13 protein-coding genes are annotated in these 14,130 nt (G+C 59.2%); all 13 read left to right on the top strand.

The features are described from left to right. Positions 1 to 3 precede the first annotated feature (3 nt). The 13 genes from C8C92_RS20295 (at position 4) to C8C92_RS20235 (ending at position 14,084) form a co-directional block, all read left to right on the top strand. Positions 4 to 597, top strand: a complete 594-nt coding sequence (locus C8C92_RS20295) for an NADH-quinone oxidoreductase subunit C (RefSeq protein WP_099763027.1) — start codon at positions 4 to 6, stop codon at positions 595 to 597. Further along, positions 597 to 1,850, top strand: a complete 1,254-nt coding sequence (locus C8C92_RS20290; protein ID WP_010399731.1) for an NADH-quinone oxidoreductase subunit D — start codon at positions 597 to 599, stop codon at positions 1,848 to 1,850. The genes C8C92_RS20295 and C8C92_RS20290 overlap by 1 nt, the downstream gene beginning before the upstream one ends. 12 nt (positions 1,851 to 1,862) lie before the next feature. After that, positions 1,863 to 2,342 (top strand): NADH-quinone oxidoreductase subunit NuoE, encoded by a 480-nt coding sequence (gene nuoE, locus C8C92_RS20285; protein ID WP_071076360.1) that lies wholly within the window; start codon positions 1,863 to 1,865, stop codon positions 2,340 to 2,342. Then, on the top strand, positions 2,339 to 3,634 hold the full coding sequence (nuoF, locus tag C8C92_RS20280; protein ID WP_116745088.1) for an NADH-quinone oxidoreductase subunit NuoF: 1,296 nt from the start codon (positions 2,339 to 2,341) through the stop codon (positions 3,632 to 3,634). The genes nuoE and nuoF overlap by 4 nt, the downstream gene beginning before the upstream one ends. Before the next feature lie 22 nt (positions 3,635 to 3,656). Continuing rightward, the gene (gene nuoG, locus C8C92_RS20275) at positions 3,657 to 5,990 is read left to right on the top strand and encodes an NADH-quinone oxidoreductase subunit NuoG (protein ID WP_116745087.1); all 2,334 of its coding nucleotides are present in this window, start codon (positions 3,657 to 3,659) and stop codon (positions 5,988 to 5,990) included. Beyond that, positions 5,990 to 7,072, top strand: a complete 1,083-nt coding sequence (nuoH, locus tag C8C92_RS20270) for an NADH-quinone oxidoreductase subunit NuoH (protein ID WP_099763029.1) — start codon at positions 5,990 to 5,992, stop codon at positions 7,070 to 7,072. The genes nuoG and nuoH overlap by 1 nt, the downstream gene beginning before the upstream one ends. A gap of 14 nt (positions 7,073 to 7,086) precedes the next feature. Further along, the gene (nuoI, locus tag C8C92_RS20265) at positions 7,087 to 7,575 is read left to right on the top strand and encodes an NADH-quinone oxidoreductase subunit NuoI (protein ID WP_096236664.1); all 489 of its coding nucleotides are present in this window, start codon (positions 7,087 to 7,089) and stop codon (positions 7,573 to 7,575) included. A 65-nt stretch (positions 7,576 to 7,640) separates the two neighbouring features. Continuing rightward, complete coding sequence (locus C8C92_RS20260; protein ID WP_071076364.1) at positions 7,641 to 8,273, top strand: NADH-quinone oxidoreductase subunit J; 633 nt, start codon at positions 7,641 to 7,643, stop codon at positions 8,271 to 8,273. After that, on the top strand, positions 8,270 to 8,578 hold the full coding sequence (gene nuoK, locus C8C92_RS20255; protein WP_010399724.1) for an NADH-quinone oxidoreductase subunit NuoK: 309 nt from the start codon (positions 8,270 to 8,272) through the stop codon (positions 8,576 to 8,578). Before C8C92_RS20260 ends, nuoK begins: the two co-directional genes overlap by 4 nt. A 46-nt stretch (positions 8,579 to 8,624) precedes the next feature. Further along, the gene (nuoL, locus tag C8C92_RS20250; protein WP_096236660.1) at positions 8,625 to 10,709 is read left to right on the top strand and encodes an NADH-quinone oxidoreductase subunit L; all 2,085 of its coding nucleotides are present in this window, start codon (positions 8,625 to 8,627) and stop codon (positions 10,707 to 10,709) included. Between the two features lie 29 nt (positions 10,710 to 10,738). Next, positions 10,739 to 12,238 (top strand): NADH-quinone oxidoreductase subunit M, encoded by a 1,500-nt coding sequence (locus tag C8C92_RS20245; RefSeq protein WP_116745086.1) that lies wholly within the window; start codon positions 10,739 to 10,741, stop codon positions 12,236 to 12,238. 16 nt (positions 12,239 to 12,254) lie between these two features. Further along, complete coding sequence (gene nuoN, locus C8C92_RS20240) at positions 12,255 to 13,757, top strand: NADH-quinone oxidoreductase subunit NuoN (protein ID WP_071076367.1); 1,503 nt, start codon at positions 12,255 to 12,257, stop codon at positions 13,755 to 13,757. 3 nt (positions 13,758 to 13,760) lie between these two features. Further along, entirely contained in the window at positions 13,761 to 14,084 is a 324-nt protein-coding gene (locus tag C8C92_RS20235; protein WP_099763032.1) for a DUF2818 family protein, read from the top strand. The last annotated feature ends 46 nt before the right edge of the window (positions 14,085 to 14,130 follow it).

Here is a 14,130-nt window from a genome sequence, read left to right as displayed (position 1 = left end):
ATTATGACAACACATTTAGAAGTATTGCAAAACGCCCTCGGCACTGCCCTGGGCGATCGCGTTAGTACCACGGTTGCACTGGGCGAAGTTACCCTGGTCGTCAAGGCCGAGGACTACCTGGCCGTGATGCAGACCTTGCGCGACGATCCGACCCTGCATTTCGAGCAAATGCTCGACCTGTGCGGCGTCGACTACTCGACCTATGGCGACGGTAGCTGGGATGGCCTGCGTTTCGCGGCCGTCTCGCACTTGCTGTCGGTCAAGCACAACTGGCGCGTGCGCGTGCGCGTGTTCGCGCCCGATGACGACATGCCGCTGCTGCCCTCCGTGGTGAACATCTGGCGTGCCGTCAACTGGTACGAGCGCGAAGCGTTCGACCTGCTGGGTATCCTCTTCGAAGGCCACAACGACTTGCGCCGCCTGTTGACCGACTACGGTTTCATCGGTCATCCGTTCCGCAAGGATTTCCCCGTCTCCGGCTATGTCGAGATGCGTTACGATCCGGAACAAAAGCGCGTGATTTACCAGCCCGTGACGATCGAGCCGCGGGAAAACGTGCCGCGCGTGATCCGCGAAGAACATTACGGGATGAAATAATGGCTGAGATTAAGAACTACACCCTGAACTTTGGGCCACAGCATCCGGCCGCGCACGGTGTGCTGCGCCTGGTGCTGGAGATGGATGGCGAAGTCATCCAGCGTGCCGACCCGCATATCGGCCTGCTGCACCGCGCCACCGAAAAGCTGGCCGAACAAAAGACCTACCTGCAATCCGTACCGTACATGGACCGTCTCGACTATGTGTCGATGATGTGCAATGAACATGCGTACGTGATGGCCATCGAAAAGATGCTGGGCCTGGAAGTGCCGCTGCGCGCGCAATACATCCGCGTCATGTTCGACGAGATGACGCGCATCCTGAATCACCTGATGTGGCTCGGCACCCACGCGCTCGACGTCGGCGCCATGGGCCCGTTCCTGTATTGCTTCCGCGACCGCGAAGACTTGTTCGACGCCTACGAGGCAGTCTCGGGCGCGCGCATGCACGCGGCCTACTACCGTCCGGGTGGCGTGTACCGCGACTTGCCCGATGCGATGCCGCAGCACAAGGCTTCGATCATCCGCAACGCCAAGGCGATCAGCAAGCTGAATGAAAACCGCCAGGGTTCCCTGCTGGACTTCATCGAAGACTTCGCGCGCCGTTTCCCGAATTCCGTGGACGAGTACGAAACCTTGCTGACCGACAACCGTATCTGGAAACAGCGCACGGTTGGCATCGGCGTGGTCTCGCCGGAAGATGCGCTGGCCATGGGCTTTACGGGCGCCATGCTGCGCGGCTCGGGCGTGCAGTGGGATTTGCGCAAGAAACAGCCGTACGAAGTGTACGACCTGATGGATTTCGACATTCCTATCGGCACCAACGGCGATTGCTACGACCGCTACCTGGTCCGCGTGGAAGAGTTGCGCCAGTCGAACCGCATCATCAAGCAATGCGTGGAGTGGCTGCGCAACAATGAAGGTCCTGTCATGACCAGCAACCGCAAGGTGGCGCCTCCGGGCCGCGTCGACATGAAGACCAACATGGAATCCTTGATTCACCACTTCAAGCTGTTTACCGAAGGTTTCCACGTGCCGCCAGGCGAGGCCTACAGCGCCGTGGAACATCCGAAGGGCGAGTTCGGCGTGTACCTGGTGTCCGATGGCGCCAACAAGCCGTACCGCATGAAACTGCGCGCGCCAGACTACGCTCACTTGCAGTCGCTCGACGAGATGGCGCGTGGGCACATGCTTGCCGACGCCGTGACCATCATCGGGACGCAAGATATCGTGTTCGGCAGTATTGACCGCTAAGAGGCAAAAAGTATGTTGTTATCAGAGCAATGCTATAAGAAAATTGACCGCGAGCTGGCCAAGTACCCGGCCGACCAGCGTCAGTCGGCCGTCATGGCCGCGCTGGCCCATGCCCAGGATGAACTGGGCTGGCTGGCGCCGGACACCATGAAGGAACTGGCCGATTACATCGGCATGCCGGCGATTGCCGTGCAGGAAGTGGCCACGTTCTACAATATGTACAACGTGAAACCCGTGGGCAAGCACAAGATCACCGTGTGCACCAACCTGCCATGCGCCCTGTCGGGCGGCGTGCGCGCTGCAGAATACCTGAAGCAGAAACTGGGTATCGATTTCCGCGAAACCACCGCAGACGGCCAGTTCACCCTGGTTGAAGGCGAGTGCATGGGTGCTTGCGGCGATGCGCCAGTCTTGCTGGTCAGTAATAAAACCATGTGCAGCTGGATGTCGAACGAGAAAATCGACGCCATGCTGGAGGAACTCAAGAAATGACGTCACTCCACAACCGCCATATCGATCCATTGATCCTGAAGGATCTGGATGGCAAGAACTGGCATTTGCAAGATTATGTGAACCGCGGCGGCTATAGCGCCCTGCGGCGTATCCTGGAAGAGAAAATCACGCCGGAACAGATCATCGCCGACCTCAAGGCTTCGTCCTTGCGCGGCCGTGGCGGCGCGGGTTTTCCTACCGGCTTGAAGTGGAGCTTCATGCCGCGCCAGTTCCCGGGTCAAAAATACCTCGTCTGCAATACAGATGAAGGCGAACCGGGTACTTTCAAGGACCGCGACATCATTCGTTACAATCCCCATGCGCTGATCGAAGGCATGGCCATTGGCGCTTATGCGATGGGCATCACCGTCGGCTATAACTATATCCACGGCGAAATCTGGGCCGAGTACGCCCGTTTCGAAGAAGCGCTGGAAGAAGCGCGCGCCGCCGGTTTCCTCGGCGACAAGATCATGGGCAGCGAGTTCTCGTTCCAGTTGCATGCGCACCATGGTTATGGCGCCTACATCTGCGGCGAAGAAACGGCCCTGCTCGAATCGCTGGAAGGCAAGAAAGGCCAGCCGCGCTTCAAGCCGCCTTTCCCTGCCTCGTTTGGCCTGTACGGCAAGCCGACGACGATCAACAACACGGAAACCTTCGCGGCCGTGCCATTCGTGCTGAACATCGGTCCAGAGAAATACCTGGCGATGGGCAAGCCGAACAATGGCGGTTCGAAGATCTTCTCGATCTCGGGTGACGTGGAATTGCCGGGCAACTACGAAGTGCCGCTCGGCACGCCGTTCTCCACACTGCTGGAACTGGCAGGTGGCATGCGCGGTGGCAAAAAGATCAAGGCCGTGATCCCTGGCGGCTCGTCCGCGCCGGTGATCCGCGGCGACATCATGATGCAGACCGACCTGGACTATGACTCGATCGCGAAAGCCGGTTCGATGTTGGGTTCGGGCGCCATCATCGTGATGGACGAAACACGCTGCATGGTGAAGGCGCTGGAGCGCCTGTCCTACTTCTACTTTGAAGAATCGTGCGGCCAGTGTACGCCTTGCCGTGAAGGCACAGGCTGGATGTACCGCATGGTGCACCGCATCGAGCAGGGGCAGGGTCGTCCAGACGACCTGGACATGCTCAACTCGATCGCCGACAACATCCAGGGCCGCACCATTTGCGCGCTGGGCGATGCGGCCGCCATGCCGGTACGGGCCTTCATTAAGAATTTCCGTGAAGAATTTGAATATCATATCGAGCACAAGCATTGCTTAGTGCCCGCATATATCTAAGCTGCGTCAGGTAACGATCACCATGGTTGAAATCGAAATAGACGGCAAAAAAGTCGAAGTCCCTGCTGGTAGCATGGTGATGGACGCCGCCAACAAATTGGGAACCTACATTCCGCACTTCTGCTATCACAAGAAATTGTCGATCGCAGCGAACTGCCGCATGTGCCTGGTCGAAGTGGAAAAGGCGCCGAAGCCTTTGCCCGCTTGTGCGACCCCGGTCAGTGCCGGCATGATCGTGCGCTCCGCCAGCGATAAAGCTGTGCAGGCGCAAAAGTCGGTCATGGAATTCTTGCTGATTAACCACCCGCTCGATTGCCCTATCTGCGATCAGGGCGGCGAATGCCAGTTGCAAGACTTGGCAGTGGGCTACGGCAAGAGCGAATCGCGCTACAAGGAAGACAAGCGCGTGGTGCAGCCGAAGGAAGCCGGTCCGCTGGTGTCCATGCAGGAAATGTCGCGCTGCATCCAGTGCACCCGCTGCGTACGCTTTGGCCAGGAAGTGGCCGGCGTGATGGAGCTGGGCATGATCGGCCGCGGCGAACACTCGGAAATCGTGTCCTTCGTCGGCCAGACGGTCGACTCGGAACTGTCGGGCAACATGATCGACCTGTGCCCGGTCGGCGCACTGACCTCGAAGCCGTTCCGCTACAGCGCCCGTACGTGGGAACTGTCGCGCCGCAAATCGGTCAGCCCGCATGACGGTCTGGGCACCAACCTGATCGTGCAAGTGAAAGCTGGCAAGGTCAAGCGCGTCCTGCCGCTGGAAAACGAAGCCGTCAACGAGTGCTGGATCTCGGACAAGGACCGTTTCTCGTACGAAGCGCTGGACAGTGCCGAACGCCTGACTTCCCCGATGCTGAAACAGGGCAACGAGTGGAAAGAAGTCGATTGGCAAACCGCGCTGGAATACGTGGCGCACGGTTTGAAAAATATCAAGCACGAGCATGGCGCTGACGCCATCGCCGCGCTGGCCACCCCGCATTCGACCGTCGAAGAGCTGGTCCTGCTGCAAAAAGTCGCCCACGGTCTCGGTTCCGAGCACGTCGACTTCCGCCTGCGCCAGACCGACTTCGCACTCGACGCGAGTGTGAAACCATGGCTGGGCATGCCGATCAGCGAATTTGGCCAGATCAAGCGCGCCTTCGTCATCGGCTCGTTCCTGCGCAAGGATCACCCATTGCTGGCGACGCGTCTGCGCGCGTCCGTCAAGGGCGGCGCCAAGCTGTCGATCCTGCACGCCTCGGACGATGATCAGCTGATCAGCATCGCCAACAAGATGATCGTCGCGCCGAGTGATTGGCTGGCGGCCTTGTCGGAAGTGCTCGTCGCTGTTGCTAAGGCGAAAGAAATCGCCGCGCCAGCCGGTTTTGAAGCGGTTGTTGCTTCGGACGTGGCTGTCGCCATCGCTGCCAGCCTGATGGCCGGCGACCATGGCGCCGTGCTGCTGGGTAACGCGGCAACGCAACACCCGCAAGCGTCGCAACTGCATGCTGCCGCGCAATGGATCGCCGAACAGACGGGCGCCAAGCTCGGTTACCTGACGGAAGCGGCCAATACGGTTGGCGCGCACCTGCTCGCCAAGCCGCGCGCCAATGTGCAAGCAGCGTTTGCGGTGCCGAAAAAAGCTTACGTGCTGCTGCACGCCGAGCCGGAACTCGATGCCGCCAATCCACAAGCGGCGCGCGCCGCCCTGGATGGCGCCGAGATGGTCGTGGCCATGTCGGCCTTCAAGCACGGCATGGATTACGCCGATGTCTTGCTGCCGGTCGCGCCGTTCGCTGAAACCTCGGGTACTTTTGTGAACTGCGAAGGCCGCGCGCAAAGTTTCAACGGCACCGTCAAACCGCTGGCCGATACCCGTCCAGCCTGGAAAGTGCTGCGCGTCCTGGGCAACATCCTGGGCCTGGCCGGTTTCGACTACGACACCTCCGAAGCGATTCGCGACGAAGCGTTTGGTGCCGGCGTGACCGACCTGTCGGCACAGCTGAACAACCTCGCCAAGAACGCACCGGAAGCGGCTTCGTACGCACCGGCATCGCCTGCGCTGCAACGCATCGCCGACGTGCCGATCTACTTCGCCGACGCGCTGGTACGCCGCTCCGAACCGTTGCAACGCACGGTCGATGGCGCCGCGCCGCAAGCGCACCTGTCCCTGGCGCTGGCCGAGAAGCTGGGCATCAAGGCAGGCGACAAGGTCAAAGTGGCGCAAGGCTCCGGCAGCGCCATCCTGGTGGCGGCAATCCATGCCGGCCTGCCAGCCAATGTGGTCAAAGTGTCGGCGGCGCATGCCTCGACGGCTAGCCTGGGCGGCATGTTCGGTGACATCACAGTTGAAACAGCAGAGGGGAAAATCTGATGGCTCTGCCTGAATTTGTAAACGTCATCAACAGTACCGGCCAGGATTTGCTGGGCGGTACCTGGCCGTTCTTCTGGACCCTGATCAAGATCCTGTGCGTGCTGTTGCCACTGATGGGTCTGGTTGCTTACGCCACCCTGTGGGAGCGCAAGCTGATCGGCTGGATCCAGATCCGCGTCGGTCCGAACCGCGTCGGCCCATTGGGCTTGCTGCAACCGATCGCCGATGCGCTGAAACTCTTGTTCAAAGAGATCATCATCCCGGCCAAGGCCGCCAAGGGCCTGTTCGTGATCGGCCCGATCATGACCATCATGCCGGCCCTGGCCGCCTGGTCGGTCGTGCCGTTCGGCCCGGAAGCCGTGCTGGCCAACGTCAACGCGGGCTTGCTGCTGCTGCTGGCGATCACCTCGATGGAAGTCTACGGCATCATCATCGCCGGCTGGGCCTCGAACTCGAAGTACTCGTTCATGGGCGCCATGCGCGCTTCGGCACAGATGATTTCGTATGAAATCCCGATGGGCTTCGTGATGGTCATCGTGCTGATGGTCTCGGGCAGCCTGAACTTCATCGACATCGTTGGCGGCCAGCAAATCGGCTACTTCGCCGACAAGGGCGTGAACTTCATGTCGTGGAACTGGCTGCCGCTGCTGCCGATGTTCGTCATCTACCTGGTGTCGGGCCTGGCTGAAGCCAACCGTCACCCGTTCGACGTCGTCGAAGGCGAGTCGGAAATCGTTGCCGGCCACATGGTCGAGTACTCGGGCATGGCTTACGCCATGTTCATGCTGGCCGAATACGCCAACATGATCCTGATCGGCGCGCTGGCTGCGATCATGTTCCTCGGTGGCTGGTCCGCACCATTTGCCTTCCTCGAGTTCTGGGGTGGTTTCGGCGGCTTCTTCTGGCTGTTCGCCAAGACCTTCTTCATCGTCTCGGTGTTCATCTGGGTGCGCGGTACTTTCCCACGCTACCGTTATGACCAGATCATGCGCCTCGGCTGGAAAGTGTTTATCCCGTTGACGCTGGTCTACCTGGTCTTCGTCGCTGCCTGGATGCAGACATCCTGGAATATTTGGAAGTAAGAGAGTGCATACGAATGGATAAGGTAAAAGATTTCCTCAGCAGCCTGTTGTTGGGCGAGCTGATCAAGGGCATGGCGCTGACAGGCAAGTACATGTTTTCGCGCAAGATCACGGTGCAATTCCCGGAAGAGAAGACACCGATCTCGCCGCGTTTCCGTGGCTTGCACGCGCTGCGCCGCTACCCGAACGGCGAGGAACGTTGCATCGCCTGCAAGCTGTGCGAAGCGGTTTGCCCGGCGATGGCCATCACGATCGAATCGGAACAGCGTGACGACGGTTCGCGCCGCACCACGCGTTACGATATTGACTTGACCAAGTGCATCTTCTGCGGTTTCTGCGAAGAGTCCTGCCCGGTCGATTCGATCGTCGAGACGCAAATCCTGGAATACCACGGCGAGAAACGCGGGGATTTGTATTACACGAAAGAGATGTTGCTGGCCGTGGGTGATCGTTATGAAAATGACATCGCCGCTGCGCGCGCCGCCGACGCACCTTATCGCTGATGGATGCGCCGTAGCCTCTGGCTGCGGCGCGCCCCTCGTTCATCTGTACGTCTATTGGGTTTTTTATGGACTTTAAAACAATTTTGTTTTACGCCTTCGCGCTGATCTTGATTCTGGCAGCGACGCGCGTCATCACGGCCCGTAATCCGGTCCACGCAGTACTGTTCCTGGTGCTGTCCTTCTTTTCCGCAGCGGGCATCTGGATGCTGCTGCAAGCTGAATTCCTGGCCATCGTGCTGGTATTGGTGTATGTCGGCGCCGTGATGGTGCTGTTCCTCTTCGTGGTCATGATGCTCGATATCAATATCGACCGCATGCGCGAAGGCTTCTGGGGCTACCTGCCTTTGTCGGTGACGGTGGGCGTGATCATCGTGCTGGAAATGGCCGCTGTCCTGTGGCACGGTTTCCGCAACTTTACGCCTAGCATCGCTCCGGTGAACGTCAACCTGGGCGGCACCAAGGAACTGGGCCTGCTGATCTACACGGAATATGTGTTCGCCTTCGAGATCGCTGCCGTCGTGCTGCTGGTGGCCATCGTCGCCGCAGTTGCATTGACCCTGCGCAAACGCAAGGACACCAAGCATTTTGCTCCAGGCGATGCGGTACGCGTCAAGCGCAACGACCGCCTGAAGATCATCAAGATGGACGCGGTGGTCGAGCGTCCTGCGGCTGAGCCGGAAGTTAAGGAGGCACCATGACATTATCGCTCACACATTTTCTGGTCCTGGGCGCGATCCTGTTCGCAATCTCGATCGTCGGTATTTTCCTGAACCGCAAGAACATCATCGTATTGCTGATGGCAATCGAATTGATGCTGCTGGCGGTGAATATGAATTTCATCGCGTTCTCCCATTTCATGGGCGACGCGGCCGGTCAGATCTTCGTTTTCTTCATCCTGACGGTTGCCGCCGCTGAGTCGGCTATCGGTCTGGCTATTCTGGTGGTGATGTTCCGTAATCTGGATACCATCAACGTCGAAGACCTGGACAGCCTCAAAGGCTGATGTTTTTCAGACTCGATCTCTCGAATAATAACGATTAAGGTTCATCATGGCGGGGCAACTCCTCAACCCTAACCTCCTTCTTGCCGTACCGCTGGCGCCGCTGGCCGGTGCCGCGATTGCAGGTTTGCTTGGCACCCAGTTCCTGGGTAATTTGGTCGGACGCAAGACGTCGCATACCGCGACGATCCTGGGCGTACTGATAGCGTTCATCCTGTCCGTGCAGACACTGCTGGCAGTGATGGATGGCGCGACATTCAATGGCACGATCTATAACTGGATGACGATCGGCACCCTGAAGATGGAAGTGGGCTTCCAGATCGATTCGCTGTCGGCGATGATGATGTGCGTGGTCACCTTCGTCTCCCTGATGGTGCACATCTACACGATCGGCTACATGAAGGACGACGAAGGCTACAACCGCTTCTTCGCCTACATCTCGCTGTTCACGTTCTCGATGCTGATGCTGGTCATGGCCAACAACTTCCTGCAACTGTTCTTCGGTTGGGAAGCCGTGGGCCTGGTCTCTTACCTCTTGATCGGTTTCTGGTACCAGCGTCCGACGGCCATCGTGGCCAACATGAAGGCTTTCCTGGTCAACCGCGTGGGTGACTTCGGCTTCATCCTGGGCATCGGCCTGCTGCTGGCGTATGGTCAATCGCTGGATTACCAGGAAATCTTCGCCAAGAAGGAAGCCTTGTCCTTGCTGACCTTGCCAGGTACCGACTGGGCCCTGCTGACCGTTGCCTGCATCTGCCTGTTCATCGGCGCAATGGGCAAATCGGCGCAGTTCCCGCTGCACGTGTGGCTGCCTGACTCGATGGAAGGTCCTACCCCGATCTCGGCACTGATTCACGCCGCGACGATGGTGACGGCCGGTATCTTCATGGTCTCGCGCATGTCGCCGCTGTTCGAACTGTCCGACACGGCACTGTCCTTCATCCTGGTGATCGGTTCCATCACGGCGCTGTTCATGGGCTTTTTGGGCATCATCCAGAACGACATCAAGCGCGTCGTCGCTTACTCGACCCTGTCGCAGCTCGGCTACATGACCGTCGCGCTCGGTTCGTCCGCGTACTCCGTGGCCGTGTTCCACCTGATGACGCACGCCTTCTTCAAGGCACTGCTGTTCCTGGGCGCCGGTTCCGTCATCATCGGCATGCACCACGACCAGGACATCCGCAACATGGGTGGCCTGCGCAAATACATGCCGATCACGTGGATCACGTCACTGGTCGGTTCGCTGGCCCTGATCGGCACGCCGCTGTTCTCCGGTTTCTACTCGAAAGACAGCATCATCGAAGCCGTCGAAGCGACGCACATCTGGGGTGCTGGCTTTGCCCAGTTCGCCGTGCTGGCTGGCGTGTTCGTCACCGCCTTCTATTCGTTCCGCATGTATTTCCTGGTCTTCCACGGCAAGGAACGTTTCGGCCAGGCGCATGCGCACGGCCATGACGACCATCACGCGCCTGCGGCCAAGCATGATTCGGACGCGCACGATGAAGAAGACGAAGACGACCACGCGCACCACGGTCTGGAACCTGGCCAGAAGCCGCATGAATCCCCATTCGTGGTGTGGTTCCCGCTGGTGATGCTGGCGATCCCGTCGCTGCTGATCGGTTACCTGACGATCGGCCCGATGCTGCATGGCGATTTCTTCAAGGGCGTGATTTTTGTGGGCGAAAACCATCCGGCAATGGAAGAGTTGTCGCATGAATTCCACGGCGCGATGGCGATGGCGATCCACGGCCTGTCGACGGCACCGTTCTGGCTGGCATTGTCCGGCGTGGTAGCAGCCTACTACTGCTACATGGTCAACCCGCGTGTACCGGCCTGGTTCTTTGCCAAGTTCCACGCGATCCACACCCTGCTGGACAACAAGTACTACCTGGACAAGTTCAATGAAGTCGTGTTCGCCGGCGGTGCCCGTTTGCTGGGTAATGGCCTGTGGAACTTCGGTGACAAGAAGCTGATCGACGGTTTCGTCGTCAATGGCAGCGCCAAGGTTGTCGCCTGGCTGTCCTCGCTGTCGCGAGGCTTGCAGACCGGCTACATCTATCACTATGCATTCGTGATGATCCTGGGCGTGCTGGGCTTCCTGATCTATTTCCTGCCATTCTGGCCCGCTAAGTAAGCTGACCTGATAAAAGAATACTGAGAACCATGATGCAGTCTACGATTTCTACATTACCTCCTTACCTGAGTCTGTCGATCTGGGTGCCGATCATTTGCGGCGTCCTGGTCCTGGCTCTTGGCCGTGACAGCAAAGCGGGCTTTACCCGCTGGCTGTCGCTGGCTGGCGCCGTGCTCAGCATGCTGTGCACCTTGCCGCTGATCCAGCATTTCGACAACGCCGCACACGGCATGCAATTCGTCGAAAAAGCACCGTGGATAGCAACCTTCAATATCTGGTACTCGCTGGGTATCGATGGCCTGTCGCTGTGGTTCATTCCACTGACGGCCTTCATCACGGTCATCGTCGTCATTTCGGCCTGGCAAGTGATCGAGAAGCGCATCGCCCAGTACATGGGTGCCTTCCTGATCCTGTCGGGTCTGATGATCGGCGTGTTCTGCGCGCTGGACGGCTTGCTGTTCTACTTCTTCTTTGAAGCAACCCTGATCCCGATGTTCATCATCATCGGTATCTGGGGCGGTTCGAACCGCGTGTACGCGTCGTTCAAGTTCTTCCTGTACACCTTCTTCGGTTCGCTGCTGACCCTGGTTGCCATCATCTACCTGCGCAATGTGTCGGGTACCTTCGACATCCTGGCCTGGCATGCGTTCAAGCTGACGATGAACGAACAGATCTTCATCTTCCTGGCCTTCCTGATGGCGTTTGCCGTGAAAGTGCCGATGTTCCCGGTCCACACGTGGTTGCCGGACGTCCACGTGGAAGCGCCTACCGGTGGTTCCGCCGTGCTGGCCGCCATCATGCTGAAACTGGGCGCGTATGGTTTCCTGCGTTTTTCGCTGCCGATCACGCCGGACGCCAGCCACTACCTGTCGGGCTTCATGATCGCCTTGTCGCTGATCGCCGTCATCTACATCGGTCTGGTTGCCCTGGTGCAGACGGACATGAAAAAACTGGTCGCCTATTCGTCGATCGCGCACATGGGTTTTGTGACCCTGGGCTTCTTCATGTTCAACGACATTTCGGTGCAGGGCGGTATCGTGCAAATGGTCTCGCACGGCTTCATCTCCGCTGCGATGTTCCTGTGCATCGGCGTGCTGTATGACCGCATGCATACCCGCAACATCGCCGACTACGGCGGCGTCGTGAACCGCATGCCGAAATTTGCCGCCTTGTTCGTGCTGTTCTCGATGGCCAACTGCGGTCTGCCAGCAACTTCCGGCTTCGTCGGCGAGTTCATGGTGATCCTGGGCGCGGTGCAATACAACTTCTGGATCGGTCTGCTGGCTGCAACGGCACTGATCTGGGGCGCGGCGTACTCGCTGTGGATGGCCAAGCGCGTGGTGTTCGGCAAGATCAAGAACAAGCATGTGGCCGAACTGACCGACATCAACAAACGTGAATTCTTCATGCTTGCTTTGCTGGCCATCGCCGTGCTCGTGATGGGTCTGTACCCAGCCCCGTTCACCGACACGATGCAAACTTCGGTTGCCGACCTGCTGCAGCATGTCGCCACCAGCAAGTTGCCTTAAATAGAAGACCGATAACATGACTAATGCACCTAATCTGGTACCGCTGTACGCGGAAATCTTTTTGCTGATCGCCACGTCGGCGCTCTTGCTGATCGATATGTTCTTGCCTGCGGCGAAGCGTTCGATCACTTATGCGCTGTCCTTGCTGACCCTGGCCGGCTGCGCCTTGCTGACCGTGGGCGACTTCAACGCGGGCACCACCGTCTACACGTTCCATAACATGTTCGTGTCGGACCCGATGTCGCAGCTGCTGAAACTGTTCTCGTACGGCGCCGTGGCGCTGACCCTGATCTACTCGCGTGCCTATGCCACCGACCGCAACATGCTGTCGGGCAACCTGGGCGGCGAGTTCTACGTGCTGGCCCTGTTTGCGCTGCTGGGCCAGATGATCATGATCTCGGCCAACAACTTCCTGATCATCTACCTGGGTCTGGAACTGATGTCGCTGTCGCTGTACGCACTGATCGCCTTGCGCCGTGACAATGCCAAGGCCACGGAAGCGGCCATGAAATACTTCATCCTGGGCGCACTGGCTTCCGGTTTCATGTTGTACGGTATCTCGATGCTGTACGGCGCCTCCGGCACGCTGGACCTGGGCGAACTGCGCGTGGCGCTGGAAAACGGCAAGACCAACGGCACCATCATGGTCTTTGGCCTGGTGTTCCTGGTAGCTGGCCTGGCCTTCAAACTGGGTGTCGTGCCATTCCACATGTGGGTGCCTGACGTGTATCAAGGTTCGCCAACGGCCGTGACCTTGCTGCTGGGCGGCGCGCCGAAACTGGCCGCGTTTGCCATCACCCTGCGTCTGCTGGGCGAGGGCTTGCTGCCGATGGCGCATGACTGGCAGCAAATGCTGCTGGTGCTGGCCGTGATGTCGCTGGCCATCGGTAACTTCACCGCCATCGCGCAAACGAACCTGAAGCGCATGTTGGCGTACTCGACCATCGCGCAAATGGGCTTCGTGCTGCTGGGCCTGCTGTCCGGTACCGTCGATGCGCCGAACAACACCCTGAACGCGGCTGGCGCAGCCACCGCCTACGGCGCCTCGATGTACTACGTCATCACCTACGTGTTCACCACGCTGGGTACCTTTGGCGTGATCATGTTGCTGGCACGTAATGGTTTCGAAGCAGAAGAACTGGCCGACTTCAAGGGCCTGGGCAAACGCAGCCCGATCTTCGCGCTGGTGATGACCCTGTTCATGTTCTCGCTGGCCGGCGTGCCGCCGCTGATGGGCTTCATGGCCAAGTACTCGGTGCTCGCTTCCGTGCTGGCCACGGGCCAGCTGTGGCTGACCATCGCTGCCGTGCTGTTCTCGCTGATCGGCGCCTTCTACTACCTGCGCGTCGTGAAAATGATGTGGTTCGACGAGCCGACCGACACCAACGCGCTGGTCGTGCATGGCGACATGCGCGTCGTGCTGGCCCTGAACGGCGTGTTCGTCCTGGCCCTCGGTGTGATGCCTAACAGCATCTTGGCTGCCTGCGCGACGGCCATCACCAAGACCCTGGCGTCCTGATCGATGGATGTCACCGCATCGAGCTGGCTGGTGATCGCCCTGGGTATCCTGGGCGCCAACCTGCCATTTCTGAATGAGAAACTGTTTGCTGCCGTGCCGCTGAAAAAAGCGGCGCAGTCAGAGCAGGGCTGGCGCAAGCCGCTGGCACTGCGCCTGCTGGAGATGGTGATTCTGTACTTCATCGTCGGCGCCGTGGCGTTCGCGCTCGAAGCGCGCATCGGCAACGCTTTCCCGCAGACGTGGGAGTTCTATGCCATCACCGGTTGCCTGTTCCTGGTGCTGGCTTTCCCCGGCTTTGTCGGACGCTACCTGCGCAAGCGGCGCTAGCCCCATCGACCGAAAGCGGCGCCTCTGGCGCCGTTTTTTTTTATTG

Origin of the sequence: Janthinobacterium sp. 78, assembly GCF_003096775.1 — a bacterium.
Classification (GTDB): domain Bacteria; phylum Pseudomonadota; class Gammaproteobacteria; order Burkholderiales; family Burkholderiaceae_D; genus Janthinobacterium; species Janthinobacterium tructae.
Note: the sequence above shows the minus strand (reverse complement) of the source record. Positions and strands in the feature narration are given on the sequence as shown.